The organism is Paenibacillus melissococcoides (assembly GCA_944800085.1).
Lineage (GTDB): Bacteria > Bacillota > Bacilli > Paenibacillales > Paenibacillaceae > Paenibacillus_B > Paenibacillus_B melissococcoides.
Map to the genome: position 1 here is coordinate 157,692 of CALYLO010000012.1, position 14,827 is coordinate 172,518.

Sequence of the window (14,827 nt, forward strand, 5' to 3'; positions counted from 1 at the left end):
CGGGGCTGTCCCCTAAGCAGTATGGAACTGCGGTGAGACAGCCCCAGTCTCTGAACAAGCCGTACCGCGTTTTTGCCGGACAAGCCCGATTGTGCAATCATTCTCTGATTCGATGTAACGGTTGGTTCGTTTTGTTTTGTTTGGTCCGCTCGACTGACGCTTTTTGGTTACACCCTTGCTTTTTACCGCTCGACTGATGCTTTCTGCTTCCCCCTTGCTTTATCCCGCTCGACTTGCCGAAAAAGCTGCAGAAATGCAGTTTTCCCTTATGACGCGTACTCCGTTAGAGGCATTCCTGCAAAACCGCAGGAATTTCAGCCATGCCAATGGTTTGAAAGCAATAATCGGAGAGATTAATGCGCTTTTCAGAGTGTTGAGAAAGTCTATGTTAATTACCCATTCACCGCGTTAATTTGGTATAATGTTCTTATCATAATCCATGGAAAGCGCGGTGTTTGTATGCTTTACACGAATGATCCCAACCCACAACTGGACTATGAACTGGTTTGTCTTGAGCATATGGTTGCCCCTGATCACTTGCTTCGTCATATCGATAAACATATTGATTTTACCTTTATTTTGGACCTTGTGCGTCCTTACTACAGCGAGTCGAACGGCCGACCATCTGTGGATCCCATTGTGTTCTTTAAAATGCTGCTGATCGGCTACTTGTATAACATTCGCTCAGAGCGAGAACTGGAGCGAGTCGTCAACGATTCCCTGGCTTTTCGGTGGTTCTTACGGCTCGGGCTTTCCGGCAAAGCGCCTGACCATTCGATCTTTAGCTGGAACCGGAAAAATCGGTTTAAGGATACTACCGTCTTCCAAGATATCTTCGATAATATCGTTCAGCAGGCGATTCAGCACAACATGGTGGGAGGGCGGCTGCTCTTTACCGACTCCACGCATATCAAGGCAAATGCCAATAACGGACGGTACGAGAAACGAGAAGTCACTTGTACGCCTTATGAATATCTCCAAGAGCTGGAGCAAGCCGTGAATGAGGATCGGGTCGCTTTTGGAAAAAAGCCACTGCCTCCCAAAGAGGAGGCCGAAACCAAGGAACAAAAAGTTAGCTTAACAGATCCGGATAGCGGAAACCTGAATCGGGATGGAAAACCGGAAGGGTTTCATTATTTAGATCACCGCACCGTAGATCATAAATACAACGTGATTACGGACTGCTACGTTACGCCTGGAAATGTGAATGATTCGGTTGTTTATGTGGATCGTCTACTACATCAAATAGAGAAGTTTGGCTGGGAAAAGTCGCTGGAGGCCGTTGCACTCGACTCTGGTTACATGACGGCCTATGTTTGTTACCGTACGAACAAATTAAACATCACGGCAGTTATTCCAGAGCGTTCGACCCGTGAACACGGTGTATTTCCCAAAGAGAAATTTCATTATGATGCAGAAAAGAATGTTTTTATCTGTCCAAACCAGCAAAAACTCACGTACCGCACCACAACACGAAAAGGATTCAGAGATTATAAATCCGATCCCAAACAATGCGCTGCCTGTCCATTATTGAGCAAGTGTAACGAGAACAAAAATAAACAACGCACCATACAACGGCATATCTGGGAAGAACACAAAGAGAAAGTAGTTCAAAACTTCCAGAGTGAGAGCGGAAAAGCCGTTTATGCCCTACGCGCCCAAACCATTGAGCGAAGTTTCGCGGATGCCAAAGTGCTCCATGGACTTCGCTATTGCCGGTTTCGGGGAAGAGACAAGGTGCAGGAGCAAGTGCTGATGACAGCCACTGCACAGAACATAAAAAAGATAGCCACACATCTCGCCAGAAGGGTGGGGTAAAGCAAAGACCCCATCCCCCCTCCATTCTCTCTCACCAAACACCACTTTTTCCCAGCAAAATGATATTACATTGATATTACTTCGTAAAAAACAGGGGTTTTCCAACAGCCTGGCTTTTGCAGGAATTTCACCAAATAGCGGCTCAAATCGCGAAAATTCCTGCGTTTACGGATTTCAATGTTCCGCCGCATTGTCCCCGCCGCTCTTCTCCGCCTCCGCATTTGCCGTAACCCCGTCTTGTCCCTCGTCAATTTTAAGATTATTATAGGATAGTCCCTTTGTTTTTTTGGGCATAAGTATTGCAGTGACCGGGGTTTGCGGGTAACCTAGAACAAATAGAGCAGAGCAAGGAGTGCAATTATTACGCATGTCAAGACAACAAAAATCAACTTCTCGTCGCATCGACAAAAACAAAGATCAATTCAGCAGCTCTTCCGGGTTTATTCTGGCGGCCATCGGCAGCTCGGTAGGGCTGGGCAATATGTGGAAGTTCCCCTATGTCACCGGCCAAAATGGGGGAGGGGCCTTTTTCCTTCTTTTCATCTTCTGCCTTGTGCTCGTAGGGCTTCCGGTTCTGTTGGGGGAGCTGACTGTCGGCCGGGCGGGCAGAGGCGATCCGGTCACAGCTTTCCGTAAGCTGTCCGGCAAGAGAGGCTGGGGCGCGATCGGATTTATTGCGGTGCTTGCGCCCTTTCTTATTTTAACGTATTACAGTACCATTGCGGGATGGACGCTTCATTATGCCTTCGAATCGCTGACGGGCGTCTTGTATGCCGATCCGGATTATGAAGGGCATTTCGCGGCCTTCACCGCCGGCTGGGGGCCTGTGCTGTGGCAGTTGGCCGTGCTTCTGCTGACCGGCTACATCATTGCCCGCGGCATTACGGGAGGGCTAGAGAAATTCAATAAAATCGTCATTCCCGGACTGCTGATCATTTTGATGGTGATGCTGGTGTGGACATTGACGCTGGAGGGTGCCGCCGAAGGCATATCCTACTTTTTGTATCCCGATTTTTCAAAATTGACGTTTCAATCCGCGTTGATGGCGCTTGGGCTTGCTTTCTTCTCCCTTTCTCTCGGGATAGGAGCGATGGTTACGTATGGCGGATACGTGGATTCGCATCAATCGCTGCCTGGGGCGACTCTGGCGGTCGGGGCCGGGGATCTGGTGTATGCGCTGATTGCCGGACTCATTATCTTCCCGACGACCTTCACGTTCGGAATCGAGCCGAATTCGGGGCCTGGCCTTGTGTTCGCGGCGCTGCCCGCGGCTTTTGCCTCGATGCCGTATGGCGAGTGGTTCGGGGGTTTGTTCTTCATTCTGCTTGCCATCGCGGCACTGACCTCTTGTCTGTCGCTGATCGAAGTTCCGGTAGCCTTCATTATCCGGCGGTTCCAGATGAAGCGAGGTTGGGCGACGATGCTTGTCATGGGCGCGGTGTATGTTATCGCCCTCCCGGCGACGCTGGCCGCCGGCGGCGTATTGACGGATTGGAAGCCGGGCGGACGCAATCTGTTCGATTGGCTTGACTTCCTCACCTCCAATATTATGCTGCCGTTAAGCGGCTTGTTCGTGACGCTGCTGATCGGCTTCGTCTGGACCGGCGCGAAGAAGGAAGCCGGGCTCCGTCCGTTTATGGGACGGGTGTGGGGAATCATGATGCGATATGTGGCGCCGATTTTGATCATTCTCATTTTCCTGTCCTCTATCGGCATATTGTGATGGCTCTCGCTCCCTTGTCCTTTATTCCGAAAAAAAATGACGAGGAAGTGCAACATCTGCCCACCTGGGCCCGTCTGTAACAATGAACGCGGCAATTCCCCCGCAATCTTCGCATCGGGTGAAGCGCCGAACTTCCAGGAACAGACGCGACAGGGAGGAATATCAGATGAAAAAGCGTACATGGACAAAAATGATATTGACGGTAAGCATGCTTGCCATGGCAGCAATGCCGTTGACTGCGGCGGCCCAAGAGAGTAAAAACAAAGTGAGTGGTCAGGTCGTCAGCCAGCAGGCAGATCGTTATGAGAAAGACAACGAGCATAAGGAGATTGATCGGCCAATCCAACAGGACTGGCTCGCCACGAAAGGCACAATGGAAGAGATCCGCATCAATAAGAACGGCGCTTACGTCACGGTTACCGGCGAGGGCGTGCAGGCTCACGCGCAAGATACCGTGGTGCTGTCCTTGACGGAGGATACGGCGATTGTCGATCAGGACGGCAACAAGGCGCAATTGCACCAAGCGGTGCAAAAAGGCTGGACAGTGACCGCATGGTACGGTCCGAAGCTGACCCGCAGCATTCCGGCGCAGGGCACGGCGGAAAAGATCGTCGTCGAACGCCCAAGCAATGACAATGACGAGCAAAAGAACGAACAGAAAGCAGATGGCATTATCGTGAACGCAAGCAAGGATCGCATCGAGCTCCTGGGCGAGAATCCGGTAATTTTGAACATTACCGACAAGACGGTCATCAAGGATGAAAAGGGCAACAAGCTGACAGCCGATGCGCTCAAGGACAATGTCCGCGTAGAAGCCCGCTACAGCGCGGCCATGACGAAGAGCCTGCCTCCGATCAGCAATGCAACCAGCATCGTGGTCAAAGAAGAGACGGTTCGCCAGACAGGCACGATTCTGGACGTGAATGGGAAAGACGACCAAGCGTCGATTCGGCTGGATGCGGATTCCGACGGGAACACCAACAACGATATCGTGTTGAGCGTCAATAAGGATACAACGATTGTGACCAAGGACGGCAAGGAGCTGAAAGTAAGCGAGCTGAAGGCCGGCCAAAAAATTATCGGCTTCCATGCGCAAATTATGACCTTGTCCCTGCCGCCGATGAGCTATGCCTATCAAATTGTCGTAACGGAATAAATCGTTTTGAGCATCCGCTCCAGTCAGCGGATGAAGACAGTCCGGCCGGAGGGATTCTGGCCGGATTGTTCTATGTTCTGATGAGATACTAGCTCTGTTTTCGGCTTACCCTGCGTTCCGACTTTCTGCATAACGAAACCTGTGGCGGCAAAGCTGCAATTTTACAGTTTTTTATTGCGTTGGAGGGTGACTTCTGAACAAATTTCTGCAAAAAAAAGTGCAGCCTTTCGCCTGTAACGGCGGGTTTAGAGCCACAATGGCATAAAATTGATGTAGATTTGCAGGCTTCCAGGCGACGTTTAGCGATTTCGGCGGAAAACCTGCATATTTACATCTTCCTATATGCTGCGGAACGTCAAGCGAGATTTCCTCGTGCTAAGCGCGGGGGATGAGAATCGGGCCTTGCCCTGCGACGGAGCAGCGAGCTCCTGCTCCGGATGTCGGACATGCCGGCTGCGGGGAAATGGATACGCCCTCTGCCGCGCAAGGCTGCAGGGGGCGTTCCGTGCCGTCTATGCAAAAAGGGGGAGAATGTCATGCTAGTATAGATTTAACCGCTTCGCAGACGATTGAAACGGAAGTTCTTCGCTTTTTTGGAGCGAGTGCGGCCTGGCGGGCATTTTCTTTTCGACATTTTCCGATATTTTTCAGTAACTTCCCTGGTCTGAAGTGATATAATGGCAATTAAAACCACGGCCCCGATGGAAAGGGCAGGCATATGGAGGAGAGAGTAATGGGGACGGCTTATGATGCGGGATGGCTGCATGCGTTCGGATCTGGAGATTATATGCCCGAATTGCTCAACGTGATGGAGAACGGATCGCGGGAGCAGTCGGCTGATGCGGCCCAATCGCTATTCGAACAATTATGCAGCGACGGCAATGAGATGGATATCGCCGTCTGCGGGTTGATCCATTCGCTGATCGATATTGTAACCGTGCAGAACAAATCAGTGGCGAAGGCGACGATTTTGAACGGCATCGCCCAGGTGCTGCGTGTGACGGCGACCTGCCGGCTTCCGTTCGGCGTCACGCCGAACACCCGCGTCCGGGACGATGCAGGGGAGGAGGAAGCCGAACAGTTGGCCGGACGGTGGCTAACGGCACTGCGGGATCGGTTCGCGGAGTGGACCGCGCTCCTGCATGAAGACGAGCAGACGGCGATTCAGGCCATTTATGTCATTCATCTGATGCAGGACGCAGCCCCGGAAGCGGAGGATATGCTCCTTCACGCCTCTTTGCATTCGGAATCGGAGCGCGTCCGGCTGAACGGGCTGATTGCGCTTGCCGATCTCCGCCGCCGGCTTCATAAGCCATTCAATCCTTCGCTTGCGTTCGGCCAACACCGCGGCGATGTGAAGGAGGAAGCTATCCGTTCCATTTGCATGGCATTGACCGGGCAGGAACAGTTGGGACAGAACGAGTGGGAGCAGTTGATTCAAGGCTGCGCCCTGCCGCGCCTCGACCGGATTCAATTCCCGTGGGCCGACGGCGCCATCTCCTCCGTATGCGCCCAAGCGGCATGCCTGGCTCTTGCCCGATCCGCATCGCGCGAGGAGCGGGCTGAATTTTGGATGAAGGCATTGGAGCGGACCATTCAGGCGCACCGCCAGCGTTCCCGTCAGGTCGTCTGGGAAATCGGGTCCTCGACGGTGCAATGGGATGAAGAGTGGCTGCAGTGGAATTGGAACGGGCCGATGCTGGTGGCGGACGGGATGCTGTCCTCCTTGTTCGCGGGGGGCCGGGAGGCCGAGATCGAACCGGAGAACGAGCTGCCTATCGTCGCGAAAGTGCTCAAGCTATGCCTGCAGTATCAGGTGGAAATGCCGAATGCCGGGCGGTATGGAGCAAGCCGTCTTATTCGCAGCCTGTACCGTTATCTGACCTAGACCTCCCCGGCTGCGGCTGCAGGGAAGGCCGCCTGTGCGGCCCGCCTTCCATCGGCTTATCGGCCTGCCGGCCGCAATGGAGAACCCCTTACCTTTTGTCCCTTGCCCGCCTGTCGGGAAGCGGATTGACCGACTTGGCATCTTCGATGTTATCGTTCACGAAGGCCATGTCCTGGTTTTGGGCATTCATCCGTGTCGTGCCTTTGTAGTTGCCGCGATGCGTTTTATTTTCCATCGTCTTGCACCTCTTTCTTCCTGAGTTTATTTTATGGAGACGGGCGGTTATTGGGGCCCGATCCTTACTTTTCGCCGATGGCGGATGCCTTATCCGCTTGCCGCGCACAGCGGTTCAGCGGCTGCGGGCTTCCCGAATTCGCCCGGAACCGGCGAAGCCGCCTTGCCGGAAGGTTCATGCCCCCGGCATCGCCAACCGAGGCGACCTGAACAGGGAGCCGCATCCGGAATATGTAGACAATTCGGAAAAAATCCAGTCGATGACTAGGTTTTTTTTGTGTTGTTGGTTATAATGGTTAAGGAATTTTTGCGTCCTTTTCTACAGTAATGGTCAACGACAGGGCAGGGCGTGAGCCTGCCGGCACAATGGACTTATGGATAGAGCACATCGAATGAAGGAGTTGTCATTATAAATGGCTTTGAAAGCTGGTATCGTCGGACTGCCGAATGTCGGTAAATCGACGTTGTTCAATGCGATTACGCAAGCGGGGGCGGAATCCGCCAACTACCCGTTCTGCACGATCGATCCGAATGTCGGCGTGGTGGAGGTTCCCGATGAGCGGCTGGACAAATTGACCGAGCTCGTCGTGCCGAACAAGACGGTGCCGACGGCATTCGAGTTCGTCGATATTGCCGGCCTCGTTCGGGGCGCGAGCAAGGGGGAAGGCCTTGGGAACAAGTTCTTGGCCCATATCCGCGAGGTGGACGCGATCGTTCACGTCGTCCGCTGCTTCGAGGATGAAAATATTACGCACGTGGACGGCAAAGTAAACCCGGTTAGCGATATCCAGACGATCAATCTGGAATTGATTCTGGCGGACCTCGAATCGGTCGAGAAGCGTCTTGAGCGGACGAAGAAGAACATGAAGAGCGGCGACAAGAAATTCGCCCAGGAGGCAGAAGTGCTCGAACGCCTCAAGGAAGTGCTCTACAATGATCAGCCGGCTCGCAGTCTGGAACTGACCGATGACGAGAAGCTGCTGGTGCGCGATCTGCATCTCTTGACGATGAAGCCGGTTCTTTATGCGGCGAACGTGAGCGAGGACGGCGTAACGGATGCGGACAATAATCCGTATGTGCAGCAGGTGCGCGATTTCGCGGCGAAGGAGAATGCGGAGGTCGTGCCGATCAGCGCCAAGGTCGAGGCGGAGATCGCGGAGCTGGACGGCGAGGACAAGGAGATGTTCCTGCAGGAGCTTGGACTCGAGGAGTCCGGTCTGAACCGTCTTATCAAGGCGGCTTACCGTCTGCTTGGGCTGTATACGTACTTCACCGCGGGCGTGCAGGAAGTGCGCGCGTGGACGATCCGCAAGGGCATGAAGGCACCGCAGGCGGCGGGCGTCATCCATACCGACTTCGAGCGCGGCTTCATTCGGGCGGAAGTGGTGTCTTATGACGATCTGATCGCGGCCGGGTCGATGAACGCCGTGAAGGAACAGGGCAAGCTGCGGCTGGAAGGCAAGGAATATGTCGTGCAGGACGGAGACGTCATGCACTTCCGGTTCAATGTATAGATAAAAGCATGCGCCGATTGCCCGGCGGCGGCATATTGTTGTTGATAGCCTCGGGCCATTCGGTTCATTTGAAATATCGGTTAATCCAGAATCATTGAAAACGAGAAGCAAGTTGCATATCAGAAAGAGGTGAACGTGATATGTTGGACCGTCTGCAATCTTTGGCGGATCGCTATGACAAATTGAGCGAGCTGCTGTGCGATCCGGATGTGGCGAACGATCCGAAAAAGCTGCGCGACTATTCGAAGGAACAGTCCGATTTGCAGCCTGCGTACGAAGCTTATATGGAATATAAAAACGTGATAAGCGAGCTGGATGCGGCGAAAGCCATGCTGCAGGAAAAGCTGGACGATGACATGCGCGAAATGGTGAAGATGGAAATCGAGGAGCTGGAGGAGCGCAAGGTCAAGCTGGAGGAGCGCATCCGCGTGCTGCTGCTGCCGAAGGACCCGGACGACGACAAAAACGTCATCGTCGAGATACGCGGCGCGGCCGGCGGCGACGAAGCGGCGCTGTTCGCGGCCGATCTGTACCGCATGTATACGCGCTACGCCGATGCCCAGGGCTGGCGCACGGAGCTGATGGAAGCGAATATCAGCGATCTGGGCGGATTCAAGGAAGTGATCTTCCTCGTCTCCGGCAAGGGCGCATACAGCAAGCTGAAATACGAGAGCGGCGCGCATCGCGTGCAGCGCATTCCGGCGACGGAATCAGGCGGCCGCATTCACACTTCGACCTCGACCGTCGCCGTCATGCCGGAGATCGATGAAGTCGAAGTGGAGATTCTCGACAAGGACATTCGCGTCGATACATTCTGTTCGTCCGGCGCCGGCGGGCAATCCGTCAACACGACCAAGTCGGCCGTGCGGGTCACCCACATTCCGACGGGCATCGTGGCGACCTGTCAGGACGGCAAGTCGCAGAACGACAACAAAGTGAAGGCCCTTCAAGTGCTGCGGGCCCGGATATATGATATCAAGCGGCAGGAAGAGGAAGCGAAATACGCGGGCGAACGGAAAAGCAAGGTCGGCACCGGCGACCGCAGCGAGCGCATCCGCACGTACAACTTCCCGCAGAGCCGCGTGACGGATCATCGCATCGGCCTGACGCTGCACAAGCTGGATCAGGTGATGAACGGCGATATGGAAGAGATTATTCAAGCGCTGACGCTGACCGAACAGGCCGAGCTGATGGAGCGGGAGAATCACGCATGAGCCGGCCCGGCGGATCGGCGCAGGGAGCGCAAGGCTCCTTCCGACTAGCCTGGCCGTTAACGATAAGAGAAGCCTGGGTGCAGGCTTCTTCTTTTTTGGCGTCCGGCGGGGTGGAGGATGCGCCGCATCATGCGGAGCTGCTGCTGCGCCATGTGCTCGGCTGGGAGCGGGTAGCCTATCTCGTGCGGCTGCCCGATCCGATGCCCGAGGCGGTCTGCGGTCCGTACGAGGCCGCGATTGAGCGGCGGGCCGGAGGCGAGCCGACCCAATATATTATCGGGGAGCAGCATTTCTACGGCCTGCCGTTCGCCGTGTCTCCGGATGTGCTGATTCCGCGTCCGGAGACGGAGCTGCTGGTCGAGGCGATCGTGGCCGAAGCGGATCGCCTCTGGCCGGCCGGGACCGCGCTGCGGGCGGCCGATATCGGCACCGGCAGCGGGGCCATCGCCTGCACGCTGGCGCATCTGCGGCCGTCCTGGCAGGTGACGGCGACCGACATCTCGCCCGCGGCGCTTCGCATGGCGCAGCATAACGCCGGGCAGCTCGGCGTGGCGGCGCGCCTGAGCTGGCGCGAGGGCGACCTGCTGGCGCCGCTCGCCGGCGGCGGGCTGGACGTGCTCGTGTCCAACCCGCCGTATATCCCGGCCGCCGAGATTGGCGGGCTCATGCGCGAGGTGCGCGATTATGAGCCACGCACGGCGCTGGACGGCGGCGCGGACGGGCTCGACCCGTACCGCCGCATCGTCGCCATGCTGCCGCTGCTGGGCTGCCCGCCGCGTCTTATCGGCTTCGAGGTCGGCCAGGGGCAAGCCCGAGACGTGGCCGCGCTGCTGGAGGCGGCGGGCTACGGGGAGCGGCTCGTCATCGTGCCGGATCTGGCCGGCATCGAGCGCCATGTCATCGGCGTGCGCGCCATGCGGCCGAAAGATGAAGAGCTGACTGGAGCCGCGGCGGAGCCGAACTAGGCACGGCAATAAAGCTGAGCTTGGGGTCCAGGGCAGCTCTCGATGGAAACTCCCAATGGCGCCTGTAAGCGTGGAATTCGCTAGATAATATTGTTTTCATATTTTGATAGAGTTCCGCTCCTTTGCGGCCTGTCTCTCAGGCGGGCTCAGGGCGCGGGACTCTATTTTTTTATTCTATGAATTGCGAACTGCCGACGTTTAATCCTGCCGCTGCCGGACATACTGATAGACAAGAGGCGCGCCCAACCTCACAAGGAGTAGAAGAACATGAAATCACGGATGTTCGTACTCGGTCTCCTGCTGGCCATCGTCGCCGCAGGGACGTGGATGCGTTGGGATCAAGGCCGCGCGGCAGCGGCTGTGGAGGAAGCAGGCTTGGCAAGGGGGACGACGGCGGAAGCCGGCCAGCCGGCCGTGGCGGCCATACCCGAGGATGCGATTCGGCTGCGCGTGCTGGCGAATTCGGACACGGACGGCGATCAGCGGGTGAAGCGGCTGGTGCGGGATCGCATCGTCGAGCAATTGAACGGCTGGCTGCGGGAGCAAGCCGCTCCGCAGACGCGGGAGGAGGCGCGGGAATTCATCGCTGACCATCTCGAAGAGCTGGAGCGCACGGCCACCCAGACGCTGAAGGAGGCAGGCATGCCGTATTCGGCGAAGCTGACGCTGGGCGAGGTGCCCTTCCCGGCGAAGCTGTACGGCGGCCAGGTGTATCCGGCGGGCATGTACGAGGCGCTGCTCGTTACGCTGGGCGCGGGGGAAGGACAGAACTGGTGGTGCGTACTGTTCCCGCCGCTCTGCTTCATTGACGGGGATACGGGCCAGGCGAAGGCCGATTCCGGTGCCGGAAGCGAAAGCGTCTCATCGGCAGCGGCAGGGCAGGATGGAGCTCCCGCGGCTGAAGCAAGCGGAACAGCCGGAATGGACGGCGGATCCGCCGCTTCGGGAGCGGAGCCAAGCACGGATGAAGGACCGGAAGTGCGCTTCTTTTTGTGGGATATGCTGGTAAGCTTGTTTCAATGGCTGGCAGAGGTGTGGAATGCCCTTATCGGTTAAATTTTAGGTTCCTCTGTTTGGTTATTGGCATGGGTAGCGGTTGCTATCGTTGCGGGCCGGCCGGGCGGCGCCGCATGCTGGACGAGCTCTCGGCAATTGTGGTACAACTAGAAGAAGACATCAATTCGACGGGATGGACTGGGAGATGCCGAAGCTCTTTTGGCATCTTTCTTGCGTTGATCCCCATCTGAGAGAATAAGGAATGAACGTCATGAATCGATTCAATGAACCGAAGCTTGCCGACCAGGCTGCGGAGGGTGCCGCCGGCCATGAGGGCGAAGCCACGCAGCGCTGGACGGTCGACGCGAAGCAGCCGGTCGAGGGTCAGCCGGCTATTGCGGAGGCGGCAGCCCTGCTGGCCGCGGGCGGCACGGTGGCCTTCCCGACCGAGACGGTCTACGGCCTCGGCGCCGACGCTCGCGATACCCGCGCCGTCGAACGCATCTTCGCCGCCAAGGGCCGCCCGTCCGACAACCCGCTCATCGTGCATATCGCCGATATGGCAATGCTGGATGAGCTGGTCGAGCCGTTCGGCGTGACGGCGCGCCGCTTGATGGAGCGCTTCTGGCCGGGTCCGCTTACGATTGTGCTCCCGGCGCGCCCCGGAGCCGTGTCGCCTCGGGTGACGGCGGGCCTCGACACGGTCGGCGTCCGCATGCCGGCGCATGATACGGCGCTGGCCTTGATCCGCGCCGCCGCTTGCCCGGTGGCCGCGCCGAGTGCCAACCGATCCGGCCGCCCGAGCCCGACGCGGGCCGAGCATGTCGCCGAGGATCTGGACGGCCGCATCGGCGGCATCGTGGACGGCGGTCCGACCGGCGTCGGCGTCGAATCGACCGTCGTGGAGCTGCACGGCGACCGCATTCATGTGCTGCGCCCCGGCGGCGTGACGACCGCCATGCTGCGCGAGCTTGCCGCCGAGGTCACGATCGACCCGGCCGTCGATCCGGACGGCGCGCTGGCGGCTCCCGCGGCGCAGGAGGCCGGCGAAGCGCTGGCAGCGCCGCGCTCCCCGGGCATGAAATACGCTCACTATGCGCCGCAAGGCACGCTCGCGATCGTGCAGAGCGCCTCGCCGGAAGCCGCGGCCCGCCGCATCCAGGCGGAGCTCGACGCCGCCCGGCAGCGCGGAGAGCGCACCGGCGTGCTCGCCTTCACCGAGCATGCCGCAGCCTACCGCGCGGATGTCGTCGTGCCGCTGGGCAGCGTGTCCGCGCCGGAGGAGGCCGCGCACCGGCTGTATGAAGGGCTGCGCCGCTTCGACGAGGAAGGGGTCGGCTTCATTATGGCGGAAGCCTGCTCCACCGAAGGGATCGGATTGGCGGTCATGAACCGGCTGCTGAAGGCTGCCGGCCACCGCGTTATCCGCTGCTGAACGGCCGGGATATCCGCTGGCCGCCACGTCTTCCGCCTTGAAGGACTTGTCATCATTGCCTCCTTGTCCGCATACGCTGATCTCAGACGATGGACAAGGGGAGAACGCGATGTGGGAGACGGCAGTACCGGCAGGTCAGTGGATCACGATACTCGTCATGGCCGTGGCACTCGGTTTTGACGCCTTTTCACTTTGTCTTGGCCTGGGCATGAGAGGGGTGCGCTCGGAGGAGATGCTCCGCATCAGCGGAATTATCGCGCTGTTCCATATCGCGATGCCGCTGCTTGGCGTGTTGACGGGGCATTATATCAGCTCCATCCTTGGACATGTCGCGGTGATGGCCGCCGGCGGGCTGCTTATTATGCTGGGCGGACATATGATGTTCAGCTCTTTCCGGAGCGGGTCCGCGGGCTCTCTCTATGAGATGCCGATCTGGGGAACGCTGCTGTTCGCTTTGAGCGTAAGCATCGATTCGTTCTCCGTCGGCGTATCGCTGGGCATGTTCCATACCAGCCTGATGGTGACCATTATTGCCTTCGGTCTGGCCGGGGGAGCGATGTCTGTCATGGGATTGGTTCTCGGCCAGCGGGTCGGTGCCGCTATGGGCGAGTACGGGGAGGCGGTTGGAGGAGCGATTCTGCTCACCTTCGGCATTCTTTTCATGCTGCCCTAACCGTTGAGCTGTGATCCGGACGTATTTGGGTACGATCCGGTAAGGGCTCTATCCTTGGGGAGGGTCATGAACGTGAAAAAATCCGCCGATAATACAGCGGCCGGAGTTATCGATAATCAGGGAGCCGGAGTCGCTCGCAGCCGTGCCGCCCTGCCGCACACAAAATCATAACCATCCAAAGGAGTGACGGCCTATGAACCGGATATTATTCGTATGTACGGGCAACACCTGCCGCAGTCCGATGGCGGAAGCGATGCTCCGCCAATTGGCCGCCGACCGGGGGCTGGAGCTGGAGGTCAAGTCCGCGGGCGTATCGGCATGGGATGGGACGCCGATGTCGGATCACGCCGCCTCTGTGCTGAAGGAGCATAATATTGAGGGGTACGAGACCTTCGCTTCGACGGCGCTGAGCGACGCGGAGGTGGCCTGGGCCGATCTCATCTTGACGCTGACGGTCGGCCATAAGCGTCATGTGCTGCAGCGATTCCCAACGGCCGCAGACAAAACATACACGCTGAGGGAATACGCGGAGCCGGGGGAAGGCGGTTCCGGGGAGCGCGATCGGCTGCAGGAGCTGGCCGCGGAGCTGCAATTGAAGCAGGCGCTGGGACAGGAGCCGACGCCGGAGGAGCTGGCGGAGCTGGCTGAACTGGAGCGGCGCTGCCCGAACCCGGATGTCGCCGATCCGTTCGGCGGCTCGCTGGAGGAGTACCGGATGACCGCGCTGCAGATTCGGGAGGCGCTGCTTGTCGTGGTGGACAAGCTGGCCCCGCCTGACACAAAGTGATTGCATTTCCGCGGCGCATCCATTATTATCGGAAATAGATGAAGGGCACTCGGTGTGACTGGCGACGGAAGTGGGAAAACCACGGTGGAGCATCGAGTGATATACGGCCGGTCGCCTGGGCGAAAGAGCAGTGCATGGTTACGGCCATGCTATGCTCTTTTTCTTTTTTTTGAGAGGCAGTTCAAAAAGTCCGCTTTTGATCACGAAGTAAAGCAGGAAGCAACTCGGCATCGAATCTTGCATTCACTCTCGAAAAGCGTATGCTTCCGAAGTATGTTTCCTGCGGAAACATTGTAGCTGCTCATGTATCTTGCCTACACTGCTGCTCCTCACAAGTTTTACGAAGCAAAACTCGCTACGAAAGCATCCGCTTCAAGTTCTTGCAACCTTCTCGGTGCTGAAAACCGATCATTTTGAACACACA

12 protein-coding genes and 1 riboswitch are annotated in these 14,827 nt (G+C 57.5%); of the genes, 11 read left to right on the top strand and 1 reads right to left on the bottom strand.

What is annotated here, in order from left to right:
- Window positions 1-459: 459 nt before the first annotated feature.
- The 4 genes from OCY70_RS29510 (at window position 460) to OCY70_RS29525 (ending at window position 6,585) form a co-directional block, all read left to right on the top strand.
- The gene (locus OCY70_RS29510) at window positions 460-1,818 is read left to right on the top strand and encodes an IS1182 family transposase (RefSeq protein ID WP_261945018.1); all 1,359 of its coding nucleotides are present in this window, start codon (window positions 460-462) and stop codon (window positions 1,816-1,818) included.
- Between the two features lie 367 nt (window positions 1,819-2,185).
- Window positions 2,186-3,541, top strand: coding sequence for a sodium-dependent transporter (locus OCY70_RS29515; protein ID WP_213429415.1), 1,356 nt, complete (start codon window positions 2,186-2,188; stop codon window positions 3,539-3,541).
- A gap of 166 nt (window positions 3,542-3,707) precedes the next feature.
- Entirely contained in the window at window positions 3,708-4,697 is a 990-nt protein-coding gene (locus OCY70_RS29520; RefSeq protein ID WP_213429414.1) for a hypothetical protein, read from the top strand.
- Between the two features lie 733 nt (window positions 4,698-5,430).
- Window positions 5,431-6,585 carry a hypothetical protein gene (locus tag OCY70_RS29525; RefSeq protein WP_213429413.1) on the top strand — a complete coding sequence of 385 codons (1,155 nt, stop codon included), beginning with the start codon at window positions 5,431-5,433 and terminating at the stop codon, window positions 6,583-6,585.
- Between the two features lie 88 nt (window positions 6,586-6,673).
- Here OCY70_RS29525 and OCY70_RS29530 read toward each other — a convergent pair whose 3' ends face one another.
- Entirely contained in the window at window positions 6,674-6,820 is a 147-nt protein-coding gene (locus tag OCY70_RS29530) for a hypothetical protein (protein ID WP_213429412.1), read from the bottom strand.
- A gap of 412 nt (window positions 6,821-7,232) precedes the next feature.
- Here OCY70_RS29530 and ychF point away from each other — a divergent pair, with 412 nt between their 5' ends.
- The 7 genes from ychF to OCY70_RS29565 all read left to right on the top strand — a co-directional run bounded on the left by ychF (window position 7,233) and on the right by OCY70_RS29565 (window position 14,403).
- Window positions 7,233-8,333, top strand: coding sequence for a redox-regulated ATPase YchF (ychF, locus tag OCY70_RS29535; protein ID WP_213429411.1), 1,101 nt, complete (start codon window positions 7,233-7,235; stop codon window positions 8,331-8,333).
- Between the two features lie 140 nt (window positions 8,334-8,473).
- A complete protein-coding gene (prfA, locus tag OCY70_RS29540; protein WP_213429410.1) occupies window positions 8,474-9,547 on the top strand; it encodes a peptide chain release factor 1 in 1,074 nt (357 codons plus the stop codon).
- Window positions 9,544-10,512 carry a peptide chain release factor N(5)-glutamine methyltransferase gene (prmC, locus tag OCY70_RS29545; protein ID WP_213429409.1) on the top strand — a complete coding sequence of 323 codons (969 nt, stop codon included), beginning with the start codon at window positions 9,544-9,546 and terminating at the stop codon, window positions 10,510-10,512. The genes prfA and prmC overlap by 4 nt, the downstream gene beginning before the upstream one ends.
- A 267-nt stretch (window positions 10,513-10,779) precedes the next feature.
- Window positions 10,780-11,568 (top strand): stage II sporulation protein R, encoded by a 789-nt coding sequence (gene spoIIR, locus OCY70_RS29550; RefSeq protein WP_213429408.1) that lies wholly within the window; start codon window positions 10,780-10,782, stop codon window positions 11,566-11,568.
- A 202-nt stretch (window positions 11,569-11,770) separates the two neighbouring features.
- A complete protein-coding gene (locus OCY70_RS29555; RefSeq protein WP_213429407.1) occupies window positions 11,771-12,943 on the top strand; it encodes an L-threonylcarbamoyladenylate synthase in 1,173 nt (390 codons plus the stop codon).
- Window positions 12,944-13,052: 109 nt separating this feature from the next.
- Window positions 13,053-13,616: a manganese efflux pump MntP gene (locus tag OCY70_RS29560; protein WP_213429406.1), complete on the top strand. Its 564-nt coding sequence runs from the start codon at window positions 13,053-13,055 to the stop codon at window positions 13,614-13,616.
- A 193-nt stretch (window positions 13,617-13,809) separates the two neighbouring features.
- The gene (locus OCY70_RS29565) at window positions 13,810-14,403 is read left to right on the top strand and encodes a low molecular weight protein arginine phosphatase (protein WP_213429405.1); all 594 of its coding nucleotides are present in this window, start codon (window positions 13,810-13,812) and stop codon (window positions 14,401-14,403) included.
- Between the two features lie 44 nt (window positions 14,404-14,447).
- Window positions 14,448-14,531: riboswitch (ZMP/ZTP riboswitch) on the top strand.
- Window positions 14,532-14,827: the final 296 nt, after the last annotated feature.